This window comes from Franzmannia qiaohouensis (assembly GCF_031451695.1).
Taxonomy (GTDB): Bacteria; Pseudomonadota; Gammaproteobacteria; order Pseudomonadales; family Halomonadaceae; genus Franzmannia; species Franzmannia qiaohouensis.
In genome coordinates, this window is record NZ_JARWAM010000007.1 from 104,061 (window position 1) to 121,126 (window position 17,066).

Genomic DNA, 17,066 nt, shown 5'->3' on the forward strand with positions numbered 1-17,066 from the left:
GGGTGAACGTCCTGTTCGCGTTGCTTGGTTACTGGGTGTCGAGCTGATAGGTCTGCCAGTCGGTATGCGTGGCGTGGCGGTCATAGACGGCGCGGCCGCGATAGTTCTGCTCGCGGGTGATCCAGCGCACGAACGGCCAGCCGTGGCTGCGCGCCTCCTCGCGTAGCGTCTCGAGCATGGTGTCCACCGCGCCGCTGCCGCGATGGGCCGGGTCGACATAGAGGTCGTCGAGGAAGCCGATGTACGTGCCGCGCAGCGGCGACGGCATGGCGCGGTAGTGCATCAGGCCAATGGCCCGGCCCTCCTCACTCTTCGCCAGCCGACAGTAGAAGGCCATGTCCGGCTGCTGAATCCAGTCCCATACGGTGTCCAGCGTCTGCTCGGTCATCGGCACGCCGTAGTAGTCGGCGTAGCCGCGATAGAGGCGAATCCACTCGGGCTGGTCGACGGCTTGGGGGGATGCCAGGGTGACGGTCATGGGCGATTCTCCGCGGGATAAAAGCATTGGCGCTATGTCCAGACTACCATCGAGGGCCGAGATCGCCACCTGCCGCTGCTTGGCTATTCAGACAACGATACCGGCCTGAGCCGGTATCGTCTTGCTGGCCGTCCTGGCGATGGGGTGCTACGGCAGCGCCGGGACCTCGAACTCCGGCATCTCACCGGTGAGGGTGTGCAGGAAGGCGGTGATATCGTCGATCTTGTCCACCTCGAACTCGCGGCCGAGCATCTCACTGCCCATGATGGCGACGGCTTCCTCGAGGGTCGCGGTGGCGCCGTTGTTCATGTAGGGGTAGGTCACACCCACGTTGCGCAGCGTCGGGGTGCGGAAGCGGTACATGTCGCGCTCCTCGCCGGTAACCTCGTAGCGGCCGACGTCAGTGGAACCCGGCACCTGGATGCGGTGGAAGTTGCTGTCGGTGAAGGCGGGGCCACTGTGGCAAGCGGCGCAGCCGTTATCGACGAAGGCCACCATGCCGCGCTTTTCCTGCTCGTCGAGCGCATCCAGGTCGCCACGCAGATAGCGGTCGAAGGGCGAGTTCGGGGTATTCAAGGTGCGCTGGAAACTGGCCAGCGCCTTGGCCAGGTTGTCGGTGCTGATGGGGTCCTCATCATCGGGATAGGCGGCAGCGAACTTCTCCTGATACAGCGAGAATTCGGTCAGCCGTTCGATGGCGTGCTCGAGCTGCATGGCCATCTCGATATCGGCCTCGATGGGCCCCAGCGCCTGGCCCTCGAGGTCCGGTTCGCGACCGTCCCAGAACTGCGATTCGAGAAACCCCGAGTTGAGCACGGTGGGGGTGTTGCGCTCGCCAATCTGGCCGTCGTGGCCGGTGGCGCGCGGGATTCGGTCGCTCCAGCCGAGTGCCGGATTGTGGCAGGTGGCGCAGCTGATCACGCCGCTGGCGGAAATGCGCGGCTCGAAGAACAGCATGTTACCGAGTTCGACCTTCTCCTCGGTCAGCGAATTATCGGCAGGAATCGGCGGAAAATGCGGCAGTGGCTCGAAGCGCTCTCGATAGTCGGCAAAGCCGTCATCGGCGCTGGCGCTGAGCGATACTCCCAGCAGCGCGCTTGCGCCAATTGCAGCGATCCAGGATGTCTTGTGTTGCATGTTTGGTTTCCCCTCTTCGTATCCCTGTATCTGTTTTTCACACCGCATCAGAGACCAGAAAGCGGTGCCATATCAGGCTAAGGGGCCGCAGGGAAACGTGCCTTGAGCTGGATCAAGCAAGCATACAAAGCAGACATAAAAAGGGGCGACCATCAGAGATGGTCGCCCAATCAGCGCAACGCTCATGTACCTGGCACATGCATGGCTATCAGGGCGTAGAGGCGACGTCGCGCTGGTGCACACATTCACCGTTGGCCCAGGTGGCATAGACGCTGCGGTCGTCGCCGAGCATCATCAGCGCGAACAGCTGCTCGGCGAGGTTGCGGGTCCTGGCGCTGCGGCGTGCCAGCAGCGGGGTGGCGGCGGGGTCGAGGACCACGATGTCGGCCTCCTTGCCCTGGCGCAGGCTGCCGATGTGGGTGTCGAGGTGCAGCGCCCGGGCGTTGCCCAGGGTCAGGCGGTAGAAGCCCTGCCAGGCGGTCAGCGGCTGGCCGAGCAGCTGGCCGACCTGGTAGGCCGCCTTGAGGGTGGCCAGGCCCGACAGGTCGGTGCCGCCGCCGACGTCGCTGGCCAGGGTGGTGTTGAGACCGGCGTCGCGGCATGCCAGGCGGTCGAACAGCCCGCTGCCCAGGAACAGGTTGGAGGTCGGGCAGAAGGCGATGTTGGCGCCGGCGGCGGCCAGCCGGTTGCGCATCGGCTGATCGAGGTGGATGCCGTGGGCGAAGGTGCTGCGCGGCCCCACCAGACCATAGCGCTCGTAGACCCCGAGATAATCGCGGCAGTCGGGAAACAGCTCGGCGACCCAGTCGATCTCGCCCTTGTTCTCCGACAGGTGCGTCTGCAGGTGCAGGTCCGGTGCGTTGCGCAGGATGCCGCCCACGGTATCCAGCTGCGCCGGGCTGGAGGTCGGCGCGAAGCGCGGCGTCAGGGTATAGCCGAGGCGGTCCTTGCCGTGCCAGTCGCCGATCAGCCGCTCGCTGTCGCGTACGCCGCTCTCGACGCTGTCGGTCAGCGCCTCGGGGGCGTGGCGGTCCATCAGCACCTTGCCGGCCAGCATGCGCAGGCCGCGGCGCCGGGCGGCGGCGAAGAAGGTGTCCACCGACACCGGGTGCGAGGTGCAGAACACCTGTGCGGTGGTGGTGCCGACCCGCAGCTGCTCGTCGAGGAATGCCTCGGCGACATTCTCGGCGTGGGCGCGCTCGGCGAAGCGGCACTCCTCGGGGAAGGTGTACTCGTTGAGCCAGTCGAGCAGCTGGCGGCCGTAGGAGGCCATGATATCGAGCTGCACATAGTGCACGTGGCTGTCGATGAAGCCGGGCATCATCAGCTTGCCGGCATAGTCGACCTGCTCGATGCCGGCGGGCAGCTGCGGGGCCAGCTCGGCATAGTCGCCGATCGCCTGGATGCGGCCATCTACCAGCCAGATGGCGCCGTCTTCCAGGTGCAGCAGGCTGCCGGGTTCGGGCGTGTCGCCTTCACCGGGGTCGTTGAGAAAGCTCACCACGGGTCCACGCAGCAGGCGTCCCGCTGAAGGGGCAGCGTTGGTCATGTCGTTCTCCGTCTGGGCGGGGGCTCGGCCCCGCCGTCATTCGTCCGTCGGGGGCGCAAATGCCTTGCGCAGGGTCTCGGGTGCTGCGCCGCGTCGGTCTGCGTGTATCTGTGCGGGCTTGAGCGTGAGTAGCTCAGTGACCACCGACAGCGCGATCTCGTAGGGCAGCTTGCCCTTGGCGCCGGCCACCCCGATCGGGCAGCGTACCTCGCGTTCCAGGCGCGCCTGTGCATGGCCGGCGTCGCGCAGGCGGCGCTGAAAGCTGGCCCACTTGCTATGCGAGCCGATCAGGCCGATGGAGGCGCAGTCGCCGCGGGCCAGCAGGGCATCGACCAGCGCGCAGTCCTCGCCGTGGTCGTGGGTCATCACCAGCGCATGGCAGCCGCGGGGCAGCGTGGCCACCGCCGCCGCCGGGTCCGGCGAGTGGTGCTTTGCCAGGCGCGGCTGCTGCTGTGCGGGGAAGACGTCGTCGCGGCTGTCGAACCAGTCCACGCGCCAGGCCAGCGGGGCGATCAGCCCCACCAGTGCCTGGCCGACGTGGCCGGCACCGAACACCGCGACCTGCATCTCGGCGCCGGCGAACAGCTCGATCAGCACGTGCACGTAGCCGCCGCAGCACTGGCCGCTGCGCCCGCCGAGGGGAAAGGCCTCGAGGCGGGTGCCGGACTCGCCGCGGGCCAGCGCCTCGCGGGCGCAGGCGATGACCTGGAACTCGAAGGTGCCGCCACCCAGGGTGTCGTGCACGGCGTCCTCGGTGATCACCATCTTGGCGCCGGGCTCGCGGGGCGTGGAGCCCGCCGCCCCGACCACGCTGGCCAGGGCGTGGGGCTGTGCCTCGCGCTGCAGCTGGTGCAGCGCGGCGTGCCAGGGCAGGGCGCTGGCCTGCTGCAGCGATGCCTCAGGCCGGTGCATGCTGCGCCTCTTGGGTGTCACCGCCACGGCGCAACGCCTCGGCGGCCATCAAGACCCGCTCCGGCGTGGCCGGGGTGTCCAGCCGCGGGCACTGGCGATAGTTGGCGAGGCTCGACAGCGCGTCGCGCAGCGCCGACCACACCGCGATGCCGAGCATGAACGGCGGCTCGCCGACCGCCTTGGAGCGGTAGATGCTGGCCTGGGAGTTGGGGTGGCCCTGCATCAGCTCGACGTTGAACAGCGGCGGCAGGTCGCCGAAGGCGGGGATCTTGTAGGTCGCGGGGCCGTCGCTGACCAGCCGGCCGGCGTCGTTCCACTTCAGCTCCTCGCTGGTCAGCCAGCCCATGCCCTGGATGAAGCCACCCTCGACCTGGCCGATATCGATGGCCGGGTTCAGCGAGTCGCCGACGTCGTGGAGGATGTCGACGCGATCTACCTGGTACTCGCCGCTCAGGGTATCGACGCTGACTTCGGCCACCGCGGCGCCAAACGCATAATAGTAGAACGGCCGGCCCTTGGCGGTCTCGCGGTCGTAGTGGATCAGCGGCGTGGAGTAGAAGCCCTTCTCCGACAGCGAGATGCGCGACAGGTAGGCGGCCTGCACCAGCTCGCCCCAGGCGATGCGGCACTCGGCCTCGCCGCTGCCGGCGATCAGCTCGCCACCCTCCAGGCGCATGCCCTCGCGGTCGAGGCCGCCGCGGTCGGCGCCGAAATGCTCGGCGGCGAAGTCGAACAGCCGCTCCTTGAGCTTGAGGCTGGCATCGCGGGCGGCCTGGCCGTTGAGGTCGGCGCCGCTGGAGGCCGCGGTGGGCGAGGTGTTGGGCACCTTGTCGGTGCGCGTGGCGGTGATGCGCACCTGCTCTAGGTCGAGGCCCAGCTCGCGGGCCACCACCTGACACACCTTGGTGTGCAGGCCCTGGCCCATCTCGGTGCCGCCGTGGTTGATCATCACGCTGCCGTCGGTATAGACGTGGAGCAGGGCACCGGCCTGGTTGAGGTGCTTGGCGGTAAACGAGATGCCGAACTTCACCGGCGTCAGCGCCAGGCCCTTCTTGATGATCGGGTTGCGCGCATTGTGGGCGGCCACGGCCTCGCGGCGCGCCCAGTAGTCGCTGCTCTGCTCGAGCTGGGCGATCAGGTCGTGCAGCAGGCCGAGCTGCTCCACCGGCTGGCCGTAGTGGGTGACGTCGCGCTTGATGCCGTGCTCCTCGGCGGCGCGATAGAGGTTGCGCTTGCGAATCGTCAGCGGGTCCTCGCCGAGGCGCCGGGCGATATCGTCCATGGCCGCCTCGATGATCATCATGCCCTGGGGGCCGCCGAAGCCGCGGAAGGCAGTGTTGGAGGCGGTATGGGTCTTGGCCCGCTGGCCGGTGACCCGTGCGCGGCCCAATGAGTAGGCGTTGTCGGCGTGGAACATGGCGCGGTCGACGATCGCCTCGGAGAGGTCCGGCGAATAGCCGCAGTCGCCGATCACGCTGATGTCGCCGCCCTGCAGCACGCCCTGGGCATCGAAGCCGAGCGTGTAGCGGTTGTGGAAGGGGTGGCGCTTGCCGGTGGCGCGCATGTCCTCGGCGCGGGGCAGGCGTACGCGCGTGGTACGCCCGGTGCGCCGCGCGATGATCGCGGCGATGCAGGCCCACGGCGAGGCCTGGGTCTCCTTGCCGCCGAAGCCGCCGCCCATGCGGCGCATCTCCACGGTGACTGCATGAAAGGGAATGTCGAGCACCTCGGCGACCAGCTTCTGGGTCTCGCTGGGGTGCTGGTTGGAGGTGTGCACGATCACCCCCTCGTCCTCGGTGGGCTGTACCAGGCAGGCCTGGCCCTCGAGGTAGAAGTGCTCCTGGCCGCCGACGAACTGCTCGCTGTCGATCACGTGGGCCGCGCCGTCCAGCGCCGCCTGCCAGTCGCCGCTCTGCTGCACGTGGGTGGGACGCACGAACTCTTTACGCTGGGCGGCGGCCACCGGGTCGAGGCTGGCCGGCTGCTCGTCGATCTCGATCTCGGCCAGGGTCACGGCGCGGCGCGCCGCCTGGTGGCTGTCGGCAGCCACCGCGAACAGGCACTGGCCGACGTAGCTGATCTCGTCGTCGGCGAAGATCGGGTCGCCGGGAAATACCGGGCCGATATCGGTATGGCCGGGCACGTCGACGATGGTGATCACATCGACCACGCCGGGGGCGGCCTTGACCTTCTCCAGGTCGAGGCGGGTCAGGCGGCCATGGGCCACCGGCGATAGCCCCAGCGCCACGTGCAGGGTATCCGCCGGGGCCTGGAGGTCGTCGATATAGGCGGCGCGGCCGGTAACGTGCTTGATGGCACTTTCATGGGCGCGACTTGAGCCTGCCGCCCCCTGGCGGCTGACGTCGCTGACATCGCGGGCCAGCGGGCCATCGCCCTTGTTGCGGCCCTGCTGGTCGGCGCGCGCCTTGACGGAAGCGGGCGAAATATCAGTGAGCGTACGCATGCAGGGTCACCTCCGCGTCGATGGTGTTGTCGGTGTCGATCATCAGCCGCAGGCGCTCGAGCAGGTTGCTCGCCGCGACCTGGCGATATTCGGCGCTGCCGCGCACGTCGCTCATCGGCTGGAAGTCACCGGCCAGCGCTGACCGCGCCGCGGCGAAGGTGTCGGCGCTTGGCGCCTGCCCCTCGAGGGCGGCCTCGGCGCCTGCGGCGCGCTTGGGAATCGCCGCCATGCCGCCGAAGGCCAGGTGTACGTCGCGCATCACGCCACCTTCGAGGCGCCAGGCAAAGGCGCCCAGCACCGCGGAAATATCGTCCTCACGGCGTTTGGACAGCTTCCAGACCTTGAGATTCTGCGTCTCGCTGGGCCGTGGCAGGAAGATCGCGCGGATGAATTCGTTGGCGCCAAGCGCGGTCTGCTTGTAGTCGAGGAAGAAGTCCCCAAGCGGCAGCTCGCGCTCGCCGTCGGGGCCGTCGAGGCTGACGCGGGCGTCGAGGGCCAGCAGCACCGGCGGCGAGTCGCCGATCGGCGAGGCGTTGGCGACATTGCCCCCCAGGGTGCCGCGATTGCGGATCTGCTTGGAGGCGAAGCGATGCAGCAGATGCGCGAAGGCGGGGTAGTGCTGCTCGAACAGCGGCTCGAGGCGCGAGTAGGTGACCGCGGCGCCGATCCACCAGCCTTGCGGCGTCTCTTCGATGGCGTTGAGTTCGGCCACCTGGCGCACGTCGATCAGGTCGTCCAGCGCCTTGAGCTGCTGGGTGGTCTCCAGCCACAGGTCGGTGGCGCCGGCCACCAGCCGCGCCTCGGGGCGCTCGGCCTTGAGCTGGCGCAGGGCGGCGAGGTCGCGCGGCGCGACATAGTGGCCGCCGCTGCGGGAGGCAGCCTTGGCCGCACGCAGCTGCGCGACGTTGCTGGCCAGGTCTGGGTCATCGGCCCATAGCGGGTGGGTGTCGGGATAGTCGTTCATGCTCAGGGCGGCATCGCGGATCGGTCGGTAGCCGGTGCAGCGGCACAGGTTACCGCCCAGCACCTCCTCGAGGCGCTGCTGGCTCAACGGCGCCGGCGTGCGGCGCTGCTCCTCGTGCAGGGTGAACAGCGACATCACGATGCCCGGCGTACAGAAGCCGCACTGGCTGCCGTGACACTCGACCATGGCGGCCTGGGCCGGGTGCAGCGCATCGCCGCGGGCCAGCCCTTCGACGGTCACCAGGTGGCAGCCGTCGAGCTGGTGGGCGGGGGTGATGCAGCCGTTGGCGGCCTGATAGCGCAGCGCGCCGTCGTCGCCGGGTTCGCCGATGGCCACGGTGCAGGCACCGCAATCGCCGGAGGCGCAGCCTTCCTTGGTGCCGGTCTGGCCCAGGTGGGTGCGCAGCAGTTCGAGAATGCTGGTGTCGGCGGGCACGCCGTCGCACCGCTGACGCTTGCCGTTGAGGTAGAAGTCGATCATCGCAGGATCCGCTGGTTGTTGTGCTCGCCAGGCCGTACCGGCCTGGCAAGGTAACGCTAGGGTGATAGTGTCGGGTTCTGACCAAATGGTCAACTATGGATAAGCGTGGCCCATCCTCGGTGAGAGCGCAAGGTTCTGGCGCAGAAAATTCTCGAGAGGGTGAGGGCAATGCAGGCGGCACCGCTCGGGACTGATCCGTCGACAGGCCTACGAGGGGGCGCTGTAAACCGTCCCTGGGCGCTACCTGCGCCATCCATGGCGCAGAACCCCCTCTTCGACCTGTCCCCGGCGTCCCTCGCTGCGTCCTGGTGACCGCCCCGTCGACAATAGCCCCCAATGGCGTGTCCCTGGCGTCTCACGCCATGCCCGGCATTGCAGGGCGCAGGCGCCTGCGGCAAGCTTGTGGGCTCCATTCGCAAGAGCTTGAGCCATGACCGCGACCTCTTCTGTGGCCGAATCCACCGTTACCCGCCTGCGCAACGAGAAGGCGATCCTCGAGGCCGCCGAGCAGGTCTTCGCCCAGCACGGCTACCGCGGCGCCAGCGTCCAGGCCATCGCCGAGGCCGCCGGGCTGCCCAAGTCCAACGTGCTCTACTACGTCGGCAGCAAGCAGAAGCTCTACGTGACCCTGCTCGAACGCATGATGGCGCGCTGGAACGCCATGCTCGACGATATCAGCGTCGACGACGACCCCGCCGAGGTGCTCGAAGCCTTCATTCGCAGCAAGATGCAGCTGACCCGCGACCATCCCCGCGGCTCGCGGCTATTCGCCGCCGAGATCCTCGGCGGGGCGCCCTTCCTGCAGGAGTACCTGCGCGGCGAGCTGCGCGACTGGGTCGAGGCGCGGGCGCGGGTCTTCGAGCAGTGGGCCGAGCGCGGCCTGATGGACCGCATCGACCCGGTGTGGCTGATCTTCCTGATCTGGTCGTCGACCCAGCACTACGCCGACTTCGAGGCCCAGGTGCTGGGCATCACCGACCGCAACGAGTTGAGCGACGAGGACTACCAGCGCATCACCGAATTCCTGTGCACGGTGATACTCAAGGGGTGCGGCGTCACCGGGCGTCGGTAAGGCTGACTTTGTATACAAATAGATGATGTAATGGTGAGCAGTCGTATTGCATCATGTCTGGATGACACTCTCCAAAAGCGTAGCGCGTGGATACGCGTCGAGGACAGCACACCATGAGTAGCCGCTGGCAGGACGAGGTACTCGCCGACGTCGCTTCGGGCGTCCGCATCAATGATCAGCACATCGTCGATCGCATCCGCCAGGCGGTGCTGATGCAGCGTCTGCCGCCCAACACCCGCCTGCCGGAAGTGGCGCTGGGCGATATCTTCGGCGTCAGCCGCTCGGTGGTGCGCAAGGCGCTGACGCGGCTGGCCGCGGACCACGTGATCACCCAGCAGCCCAACCAGGTGGCGCGGGTCAGCGCGCCTAGCGTCGACGAGACCCGCGAGATATTCGCCGCGCGTCGCCTGGTGGAGGGGGAGGTGGTGGCCCTGCTGGCGCTCGAGCCGGCCCCCTCCTGGCACGCGCGCCTGAGCGAGCTGTGCGAGGCCGAGGCAGACGCCCACGCCCGCGGCGATGAGCCGCAGAGGATCGAGCACTCGCTGGCGCTGCACCACACCCTGGCCGAACATTCGCCCAACCGCATCCTCGGCGCCATGCTCGGCGACCTGATCCTGCGCACCTCGATCGTGATCGCCCTCTACAAGCACTCAGGGCTTGCCTCCTGCTACCTGGAGGGCGACCACCCACGGCTGCGCGACGCGCTGGCCGCAGGCGACAGCGCCGCCGCTAGAGCTGCGCTGCACGCCCACCTCGACAGCCTCGAGGCGCTGCTCGACCTGCGTCCGCAGACGGCGCAGATCGATCTCGCCGCCATCTTCGCTCAGCCCGCCTAGCCGCGTGTCCGAGCTGCCGATCGAGGCGCGGCTGCCGGCCATCGTCGGCGCCCTGGATGCGTCGAACACGGCGCTGCTGGTCGCCGAGCCCGGGGCCGGCAAGACCACCCGTGTGCCCCTGGAGCTGCTCGATGCCGAGTGGTGCCAAAACGGCAAGCTGCTGCTGCTCGAGCCGCGGCGAGTGGCCGCCCGCCTGGCGGCGCGCTATATGGCCGAGCAGCTCGGCGAAACAGTAGGGGAGACGGTGGGCTATCGCATGCGCGGCGAGAGCCGGGTTGGGCCGCATACGCGCATCGAGGTGGTCACCCAGGGGGTGCTGACCCGCCTGCTGCAGGACGATCCGCTGCTCGAAGGCGTGAACGGCATCCTGTTCGACGAATTCCATGAACGCAGCCTCGAGGCCGATCTCGGACTGGCGCTGACCCTCGACGTACAGCGGGGCCTGCGCGACGACCTGCGCCTGCTGGTGATGTCGGCGACCCTTGACGTGGCGGCGCTTCAGGCGCTGCTGGGCGCAGAGACCCCGCTGATCGAGTGTCCGGGCCGCAGTCATCCTGTCACCACCCACTATCGCCCGCTGCGTGCTGCACGCCACCCCCACGACACGGCCCGCCAGCAGGCCGATGTGGTGGCGGAGGCGCTCGCCGAGGCGGCGGGCGACGTGCTGGTGATCCTGCCCGGGGTGGCCGAGATTCGTCGCCTGGCCGGGGTGCTCGCCGAGCGCTCGGCGACGCCTGCGGTGGTCGAGCTTCACGGCCGGCTGCCGCTGGAGGCGCAGAGCCGCGCGCTGCGCCGAGACCCCGACGGGCGCCAGCGGGTGGTGCTGGCCACGGCGATTGCCGAGTCGAGCGTCACCGTGGACGGCGTGCGGGTGGTGATCGATGCCGGGCGCGAGCGTGTGCCGCTGTTTCAGCCCCGCACTGGCCTGACGCGCCTGACCACACGCCACGTCAACCGCGCCAGCGCCGATCAACGGCGCGGGCGCGCTGGGCGTCAGGCCCCCGGCGTCTGCTATCGGCTGTGGGCCGAGGAGCAGCCGCTGGTGCCCCATGCCGAGCCTGAGATACGCCAGGCCGACCTGGCGCCGCTGGCCTTCGAGCTGGCGCGCTGGGGCATCAGCGACGCCGCTGCGCTGGACTGGGTGACTCCGCCACCGGCCGCCGCGCTGGCCGCCGGCCGCGATCTTTTGCAGCGCCTGGGCGTGCTCGACGCACAGCATCATCTGACCGAGCGTGGCCGGCGCTGTGCGCGCTGGCCGATGCATCCGCGCCTGGCAGTGATGCTCGAACACGCCGCCGAGCGCGGCTGCGTGGCGCTGGCCTGCGCCCTGGTGGCGCTGCTGGAAGGGCGCGACGCCGAGCGTGAGGTGGACCTGACTCGTGCCCTCGAGCAGCGTCTCGCGCATCCCGAGGAGCACCGCCAGTGGCAGCGCGATGCCAAGCGGCTATGCCGCAGCGCTGGGGTGTCGCTGTCGGTCGAGCATCTGGATGCACTAGGCGAACTGCTGGCGCTGGCCTTTCCCGAACGGGTCGCCCAGCAACTGGGCGTGGGGCGCTTTCGCCTGGCTGGCGGCGGCCAGGCGACGCTGCCCGAGCGCCATCCGCTGGCCCACGCCGAGCTGCTGGTGGCCGCCGAACTCGACGGCGACGCTACGGCGGCGAGTATCTACCGCGCGGCGCCGGTCACTCTGGCGCGTCTCGAGGCGTGCTTTCCTTCGCTTGCCGAGTGGCAGGACAGGGTCGAGTGGTCGGATCAGGAGGGGCGGCTGCTCGGCGAGCAGGTGCGCGCCCTGCAGGCGCTGGTGGTGGCCAGACGGCCCATGACCTCGCTGCCACCGGAGGCGGTTCGCGGCGCGCTCCTCGCGGCGCTGCAGCGCAACGCGACGCTGCCCTTCGATGACGCGGCCGACCAGCTGCGCGGCCGGGTGGCGCTGCTGCGACGCGAATTCGGCGAACCCTGGCCCGACTGGTCCCAGGCGGCACTGCTGGACGACCTGGATGCGTGGCTGGGCCCTTATCTCGACGGCATCACGCGGCTCGAGGCAATCCCTCGACTGCCGCTGGGCCGCTACCTGCTGGACGCGCTAGACAGGCTCGACTGGATGCTGCGCCAACGCCTGGAGGCGCTAGCCCCGGAGCGCATGACGCTGCCCAGCGGCAACAGCATACGGCTCGACTACCGTCCCTGCCTGGCAGGAGACGATCCGCTGCTGGCCGCCAAGCTGCAGGAGCTGTTCGGCTGGCAGTCGACGCCGCGCCTGGTTGACGGCCGGGTGACACCGCTGGTGCACCTGCTGTCACCGGCCCGCCGCCCACTGCAGGTGACGCGCGACCTCGCCAGTTTCTGGGTCAACGGGTATCCGGAGGTGCGCAAGGACATGCGCGGGCGCTACCCCAAGCACCCCTGGCCGGAGGATCCCCTCAGCGCCGAGGCCACGGCGCGCACCAAGCGTCGCGTTCAATAATGGTGGAACTCAGCTTAGGCATTGCTGTTCAAAGCGTTAACCGAAAGTCTTGCACCGACACCCGCGAGACGGCATCCTTGGTTCACGCAAGATCTACAATTTCAGGGAGCATTGATCGATGGCTTACCAAGAGTCCCATGTGACACAGCGCCAGGCGAGCGCTGTCAGTACCAACAAGGTGCTGCGCAATACCTACGCCCTGCTGGCCATGACCCTGCTGTTCTCTGCGGTGACCGCCGGGGCCGCCATGGCCATGGGCATCGAGAGGATGAACATCTTCGTGTTCTTCATCGGCGCCTACGGCCTGATGTTCCTGGTCCACAAGACCGCCAACTCCGCCGCCGGCCTGCTGGCGACCTTCGCCTTCACCGGCTTCATGGGCTTTACTCTGGGGCCGATCCTCAGCGCCTATCTTGCCATGCCCAATGGCGCGGCGCTGATCATGAACGCCCTGGCCATGACCGGTGCAACCTTCATCGGCCTGTCGGCGGTGGCGCTGATTACCAAGAAGGACTTTAGTTTCCTCGGCAACTTCCTGTTGGCCGGCGCCATCGTGCTGATCCTGGCCATGGTCGCGGCGCTGATCTTCAACATCCCGACCCTGTCGCTGGCGGTATCTGCCGGGTTCGTGCTGTTTGCTTCTGCAGCGATCCTGTTCCAGACCAGCGAGATCGTGCACCGTGCCGGCGAGACCAACTACATCCTCGCCACCATTACCCTGTACGTGTCGATCTACAACCTGTTCGTCAGCCTGCTGTCGATCCTGGGGATCATGAACAGCGACTGAGCCTAGGGCTCGCGGTCGTGCAGTAGGGCGATCCTGTCGACGGATCAGCTCCGAGCGGTGCTATCATCTGCGATAGCCCTGGGTCATGCAGGCCCCGCCTAGATGGTGGGGCCTGCTTGTTTTGGTAGGCTGTCAAGCAAGAAGGAGGTTGGCCCTATGCGATACGCCTTGCTGGTGCAGGGGGGGCCCTACAGCCGTCAGGCGGCGCACTCGGCGCTGCGCTTCGGCGAGGCCGCGATAGCCCGTGGACATCGTCTTGAGACGGTATTCTTCTATCATGATGGGGTCTATAACGCCGCCCGACTGGCTGCGCCGCCCCAGGATGAACCGCACCTGGTCGACCGCTTCCGTGCCCTGCATGATAACCACGGCACCCAGCTCAAGGTGTGTATTGCCGCCGGGCTGCGCCGTGGCCTGCTCGATGAACGCGAGGCGGCCCGCCACGGCAAGCAGGGGCATAGCCTCGAAGCGCCGTTCGAGCTCACCGGCCTCGGCCAACTGATCGATGCCGGGCTCAGCCACGACCGCCTGATCACCTTTTCCCCGTGAGGTTGCCATGCACGATGAGAGCCTGAACGGCGAGGTGCTGGTGATACTGCGCCATGCCCCCCACGGCACCAGTTGGCTGCGCGAAGGCCTGGATGCCGCCCTGGTGGCAGCCGCCTTCGGCCGCCGGGTGACGCTGCTGTTCGTTGGTGAGGGCGTCACCGCGCTGGTTGCCGGCCAGGCAGTCGGGGCGCTGGGGCAGAAGGGCACCCAGCCGACGCTGGAGATGCTGGCGATGTATGATATCGATACGCTGCTGGTCGACCAGCAGGCCCTCGATGAGCGCGGGCTTGGCGTCGCCGATCTGCTGCTTCCGGTAACGACGCTGGCACCGCCCGAATTGGCGGCGACGCTGGCGGCCCATCCGCTGGTCATGAATTTCTGAGGCGGGGAGACTGCGATGATCCTGCACACCTTGAACCGTTCCCCCACCGAGAGCCGCGTCTATCGCCAGGCGCTGGCGGCGATGGGGCCCGACGACCGCCTGCTGTTGATCGAGGACGGCGTACAGGGGGCGCTGCCATCGCTGATACGCCACTTCGGTGAGCTCGACGGGCGGCTGTTTGCGCTGCGCGAGGACCTCGAGGCGCGTGGCCTGGCCGGCCGCTGTGCCGCCGAGGTGCTGGTGGTGGACGCCGACGGCTTCGTCACCCTGACCGAAGAAGCCGACAAGACGGTGAGCTGGTTCTGATGGCCTCCTCGGAAATATACCGTTATCTTCAGGTGGGTTCTAAACAGGTGCCACTCGATCCCGAAGGCTTCCTGATCCATCTCGATGACTGGTCGCCAGCGGTGGCCGAGGCACTCGCTGCCGAGGAGTCGCGGACACTGACCGCCGAGCACTGGGAGGTGATCGAGGTGCTGCGCGACTTCTACGCGCGCTTCGAGGCGTCGCCGGCAATGCGGCCGCTGGTCAAGGCGGTGGGGCAGGCGCTGGGGCCTGAGAAGGGCAAGTCGCTGCACTTGATGCGGCTGTTCCCCGACAGCCCAGCCAAGGTCGGCGCGCGGCTGGCGGGGCTGCCCAAGCCCGCCAACTGCCTCTAGGCCTGCCCATGAACTTTCTCGCCCACGCCTGGCTGGCGCGTCGCGGCAGCGATGACTTCCTCTACGGCAACCTGATTGCCGATGGCGTCAAGGGCAGCGATCTCGGTGACTGGCCCGATGCCACGGCGCTGGGTATTCGCCACCACCGGCGCGTCGACGCCTGGGTAGATCGTCATCCCAGCGTGCTGGCGGCGCGCCATCGCGCGCCGCGCGCCCAGCGGCGCTATGCGGCGATCGCCCTGGACCTGGTGTGGGATCACTTCCTTTCTCGCGATACCGCGGCGCTGGCCGAGCAGCAGCAGCTGGTCGAGCGCTGCTATCGGCTACTGTCGGTACGCTCGGCGCCGGCGCGCCTGGAGCAGATGGTGCCGTCGCTGGTGGCTCACGACTGGCTGCGCGGCTACGCCGACTTCGATTTCACCTGCCGTGCGGTGGCCGGCATCGGGCGGCGCCTGTCGGGCCCCAACCGGCTGGCCGAGCTGGTGCCGTGGCTATACGACGACTATGCGGCGCTGGAGCATGACTTTCAGCGGCTGTGGCCGGCCGTGAATGCGGCACTGGAGAGCGACGGCGGCAAGCCCGGATAAGCGCTCATTGCAGCCACAGGCAGTCGATCTCGTCACCCTGGCACACCTCGCTATGGGCCGGGATCACCGCCAGCGCATCGGCTTGAATGCAGGACGATAGAACCCCCGAATTCTGGTCGCGAAAGGCGCGGGCGGTGATGCCGTCGGCAGTGAAGTCCAGTGCCACGCGCATGTAGTGCTGGCGGGCCTGAGTGGTGGTGGCGAACTCGGCGCGAGCGCGCAGCCGCGGCAGTGCAGCAAGCGTCGGGCAGCCGAGCAGGGCGCCGACCAATGGGCGCAGGAACAGCCAGGCGCCGACGAACCCCGACACCGGGTTGCCGGGCAGGCCGACGAAGCGCGCCGAACTGCCGTCGGTGCGCGGCAGGCGGCCGAGTGCCAGCGGTTTGCCGGGGCGCATGGCGAGCCGCCACAGGTCGAGCTCGCCGAGCTGCGTCAGCGCTGCCTTGACGTGATCCTCTTCGCCGACGCTGACGCCGCCGGTGGTCACCACGACGTCCGCTCTGGCGGCGGCATCGGACAGGCAGCGGCAGGTGGCATCGAAGTCGTCGGCCACGCGTTCGGCCAGTACCACCTCGGCACCGAACTGTTCGAGCAACTGGCGCAGCATCGGTCGGTTGGAGTTGTAGATCTGCCCCGCGGCCAGCGGCTGGCCGGGGTCGATCACCTCGTCGCCGGTGGAGAGCAGGGCGACCCTTGGGCGGCGCGTGACGCTGACCTCGGTAATCCCTTGGCCGGCCAGGTGGCCGAGTGCGGCGGCATTGAGTGGCTGGCCGGCGTCGAGCAGTGTGTCGCCGGCGCTGACATCACGGCCGCGGCGGCGCAGGTTGTCGCCGGCGGGAATATCCGCTGGCATCAGCGCTCGCTGGCCGTCGAGCTCGACGCGCTCCTGCACTCTCTCCTGCATCACGACGCAGTCGGCCCCGGGCGGGATCTCGCCGCCGGTGAAGATGCGCGCGCAGCTGCCGGGAGCGAGCGCGGCGGCGGGCTGGCCGGCGGCGATGCGCTGGCTGACCGCGAGCCACTTACCGGCATCCCGGTGGTGGAGCGCATAGCCATCCATGGCGCTGTTATCGAAGGGGGGCACGTCTAGGCGTGCAGCGACACTCTCGGCCAGTACGCGCCCGCCGGCGACCTCCAGCGGTACGGTTTCCGCCGCCAGCGGCGCGACACCGTCAAGCAGGGCGGCCAGCGCGGCTTCGACGGTCTGCAGGTCATCAGCCATGGGTGCCGCGCTCAGGGATGACCAGGTTGGCGAAGTTGCACGGCTTGTGGCGGCTATCCAGCTGCTCGAGCAGGATGCCGTCCCATGCCGTGCGGCAGGCGCCGGTAGAGCCGGGAAGGCAGAACACCACGGTGGCATTGGCCAGTCCACCCAGGCAGCGGCTCTGGATGGTCGAGCTGCCGACATCCTTGTAGGAGAGTTGCCGGAACAGTTCGCCGAAGCCTTCAATGGGCTTGTCGAACAGCACCCTGACGGCTTCCGGGGTAGAGTCACGCCCGGTGAAGCCGGTGCCGCCGGTGGTCAGGATCACCTGTACTGCCGGGTCGGCGATCCAGGCGGCGACCTGGGCGCGGATACGATAGACGTCGTCGACCACGATACGCTTGTCGGCCAGGCGATGGCCGGCAGCGGCAAGCCGCTCGACCAGTGTCTGGCCGCTGCGGTCGGTGGTCTCGGTGCGGGTGTCGGAAACCGTCAGCACCGCGACGTTGAGCGGCACCTGGGTGTTGCGATCATCGCTCATG

17 protein-coding genes are annotated in these 17,066 nt (G+C 68.4%); 9 read left to right on the top strand and 8 right to left on the bottom strand.

The genetic code is table 11. The features are described 5' to 3' along the window. Positions 1-28: 28 nt before the first annotated feature. The 6 genes from QC821_RS11060 to xdhA form a co-directional block, all read right to left on the bottom strand. Entirely contained in the window at positions 29-478 is a 450-nt protein-coding gene (locus tag QC821_RS11060; RefSeq protein WP_309721053.1) for a GNAT family N-acetyltransferase, read from the bottom strand. Positions 479-625: 147 nt separating this feature from the next. Continuing rightward, complete coding sequence (locus QC821_RS11065; protein ID WP_309721056.1) at positions 626-1,615, bottom strand: cytochrome-c peroxidase; 990 nt, start codon at positions 1,613-1,615, stop codon at positions 626-628. Positions 1,616-1,823: 208 nt separating this feature from the next. Continuing rightward, entirely contained in the window at positions 1,824-3,164 is a 1,341-nt protein-coding gene (gene guaD, locus QC821_RS11070) for a guanine deaminase (RefSeq protein ID WP_309721059.1), read from the bottom strand. A gap of 36 nt (positions 3,165-3,200) precedes the next feature. Further along, positions 3,201-4,076, bottom strand: coding sequence for a xanthine dehydrogenase accessory protein XdhC (gene xdhC, locus QC821_RS11075; protein WP_309721062.1), 876 nt, complete (start codon positions 4,074-4,076; stop codon positions 3,201-3,203). Continuing rightward, positions 4,063-6,540, bottom strand: coding sequence for a xanthine dehydrogenase molybdopterin binding subunit (xdhB, locus tag QC821_RS11080; RefSeq protein ID WP_309721065.1), 2,478 nt, complete (start codon positions 6,538-6,540; stop codon positions 4,063-4,065). Before xdhB ends, xdhC begins: the two co-directional genes overlap by 14 nt. Continuing rightward, positions 6,524-7,984 (bottom strand): xanthine dehydrogenase small subunit, encoded by a 1,461-nt coding sequence (gene xdhA / locus QC821_RS11085; RefSeq protein WP_309721068.1) that lies wholly within the window; start codon positions 7,982-7,984, stop codon positions 6,524-6,526. Before xdhA ends, xdhB begins: the two co-directional genes overlap by 17 nt. Before the next feature lie 430 nt (positions 7,985-8,414). Here xdhA and QC821_RS11090 point away from each other — a divergent pair, with 430 nt between their 5' ends. The 9 genes from QC821_RS11090 to QC821_RS11130 all read left to right on the top strand — a co-directional run bounded on the left by QC821_RS11090 (position 8,415) and on the right by QC821_RS11130 (position 15,320). Continuing rightward, positions 8,415-9,056: a TetR/AcrR family transcriptional regulator gene (locus tag QC821_RS11090; protein WP_309721071.1), complete on the top strand. Its 642-nt coding sequence runs from the start codon at positions 8,415-8,417 to the stop codon at positions 9,054-9,056. Between the two features lie 113 nt (positions 9,057-9,169). Beyond that, positions 9,170-9,892 carry a GntR family transcriptional regulator gene (locus QC821_RS11095; RefSeq protein ID WP_309721074.1) on the top strand — a complete coding sequence of 241 codons (723 nt, stop codon included), beginning with the start codon at positions 9,170-9,172 and terminating at the stop codon, positions 9,890-9,892. A gap of 4 nt (positions 9,893-9,896) precedes the next feature. Further along, positions 9,897-12,356 carry an ATP-dependent helicase HrpB gene (gene hrpB, locus QC821_RS11100; RefSeq protein ID WP_309721077.1) on the top strand — a complete coding sequence of 820 codons (2,460 nt, stop codon included), beginning with the start codon at positions 9,897-9,899 and terminating at the stop codon, positions 12,354-12,356. Between the two features lie 118 nt (positions 12,357-12,474). Continuing rightward, positions 12,475-13,143, top strand: coding sequence for a Bax inhibitor-1/YccA family protein (locus QC821_RS11105; protein WP_076747887.1), 669 nt, complete (start codon positions 12,475-12,477; stop codon positions 13,141-13,143). A gap of 156 nt (positions 13,144-13,299) precedes the next feature. Further along, a complete protein-coding gene (gene tusD / locus QC821_RS11110; RefSeq protein WP_095619350.1) occupies positions 13,300-13,692 on the top strand; it encodes a sulfurtransferase complex subunit TusD in 393 nt (130 codons plus the stop codon). Between the two features lie 7 nt (positions 13,693-13,699). Next, complete coding sequence (tusC, locus tag QC821_RS11115; protein ID WP_309721086.1) at positions 13,700-14,074, top strand: sulfurtransferase complex subunit TusC; 375 nt, start codon at positions 13,700-13,702, stop codon at positions 14,072-14,074. A 15-nt stretch (positions 14,075-14,089) separates the two neighbouring features. Next, positions 14,090-14,380, top strand: coding sequence for a sulfurtransferase complex subunit TusB (gene tusB / locus QC821_RS11120; protein ID WP_309721089.1), 291 nt, complete (start codon positions 14,090-14,092; stop codon positions 14,378-14,380). Next, the gene (locus QC821_RS11125; protein WP_309721092.1) at positions 14,380-14,733 is read left to right on the top strand and encodes a TusE/DsrC/DsvC family sulfur relay protein; all 354 of its coding nucleotides are present in this window, start codon (positions 14,380-14,382) and stop codon (positions 14,731-14,733) included. The genes tusB and QC821_RS11125 overlap by 1 nt, the downstream gene beginning before the upstream one ends. An 8-nt stretch (positions 14,734-14,741) precedes the next feature. Further along, entirely contained in the window at positions 14,742-15,320 is a 579-nt protein-coding gene (locus QC821_RS11130; protein ID WP_309721094.1) for an acyl carrier protein phosphodiesterase, read from the top strand. 4 nt (positions 15,321-15,324) lie between these two features. Here QC821_RS11130 and QC821_RS11135 read toward each other — a convergent pair whose 3' ends face one another. After that, positions 15,325-16,542, bottom strand: a complete 1,218-nt coding sequence (locus QC821_RS11135; RefSeq protein ID WP_309721097.1) for a molybdopterin molybdotransferase MoeA — start codon at positions 16,540-16,542, stop codon at positions 15,325-15,327. Further along, positions 16,535-17,065, bottom strand: coding sequence for a molybdenum cofactor biosynthesis protein B (gene moaB / locus QC821_RS11140; RefSeq protein WP_309721100.1), 531 nt, complete (start codon positions 17,063-17,065; stop codon positions 16,535-16,537). The genes QC821_RS11135 and moaB overlap by 8 nt, the downstream gene beginning before the upstream one ends. Between the last annotated feature and the right edge of the window lies 1 nt (position 17,066).

What these genes read in the sequence shown, in the direction of transcription:
- guaD (WP_309721059.1), bottom strand. Translation starts at nt 3,164, where the DNA reads ATGACCAACGCTGCCCCTTCAGCGGGACGCCTGCTGCGTGGACCCGTG.
- QC821_RS11105 (WP_076747887.1), top strand. Translation starts at nt 12,475, where the DNA reads ATGGCTTACCAAGAGTCCCATGTGACACAGCGCCAGGCGAGCGCTGTC.
- QC821_RS11065 (WP_309721056.1), bottom strand. Translation starts at nt 1,615, where the DNA reads ATGCAACACAAGACATCCTGGATCGCTGCAATTGGCGCAAGCGCGCTG.
- QC821_RS11095 (WP_309721074.1), top strand. Translation starts at nt 9,170, where the DNA reads ATGAGTAGCCGCTGGCAGGACGAGGTACTCGCCGACGTCGCTTCGGGC.
- QC821_RS11060 (WP_309721053.1), bottom strand. Translation starts at nt 478, where the DNA reads ATGACCGTCACCCTGGCATCCCCCCAAGCCGTCGACCAGCCCGAGTGG.
- QC821_RS11125 (WP_309721092.1), top strand. Translation starts at nt 14,380, where the DNA reads ATGGCCTCCTCGGAAATATACCGTTATCTTCAGGTGGGTTCTAAACAG.
- xdhC (WP_309721062.1), bottom strand. Translation starts at nt 4,076, where the DNA reads ATGCACCGGCCTGAGGCATCGCTGCAGCAGGCCAGCGCCCTGCCCTGG.
- tusB (WP_309721089.1), top strand. Translation starts at nt 14,090, where the DNA reads ATGATCCTGCACACCTTGAACCGTTCCCCCACCGAGAGCCGCGTCTAT.
- QC821_RS11135 (WP_309721097.1), bottom strand. Translation starts at nt 16,542, where the DNA reads ATGGCTGATGACCTGCAGACCGTCGAAGCCGCGCTGGCCGCCCTGCTT.
- tusC (WP_309721086.1), top strand. Translation starts at nt 13,700, where the DNA reads ATGCACGATGAGAGCCTGAACGGCGAGGTGCTGGTGATACTGCGCCAT.
- QC821_RS11090 (WP_309721071.1), top strand. Translation starts at nt 8,415, where the DNA reads ATGACCGCGACCTCTTCTGTGGCCGAATCCACCGTTACCCGCCTGCGC.
- xdhA (WP_309721068.1), bottom strand. Translation starts at nt 7,984, where the DNA reads ATGATCGACTTCTACCTCAACGGCAAGCGTCAGCGGTGCGACGGCGTG.
- QC821_RS11130 (WP_309721094.1), top strand. Translation starts at nt 14,742, where the DNA reads ATGAACTTTCTCGCCCACGCCTGGCTGGCGCGTCGCGGCAGCGATGAC.
- moaB (WP_309721100.1), bottom strand. Translation starts at nt 17,065, where the DNA reads ATGAGCGATGATCGCAACACCCAGGTGCCGCTCAACGTCGCGGTGCTG.
- tusD (WP_095619350.1), top strand. Translation starts at nt 13,300, where the DNA reads ATGCGATACGCCTTGCTGGTGCAGGGGGGGCCCTACAGCCGTCAGGCG.
- xdhB (WP_309721065.1), bottom strand. Translation starts at nt 6,540, where the DNA reads ATGCGTACGCTCACTGATATTTCGCCCGCTTCCGTCAAGGCGCGCGCC.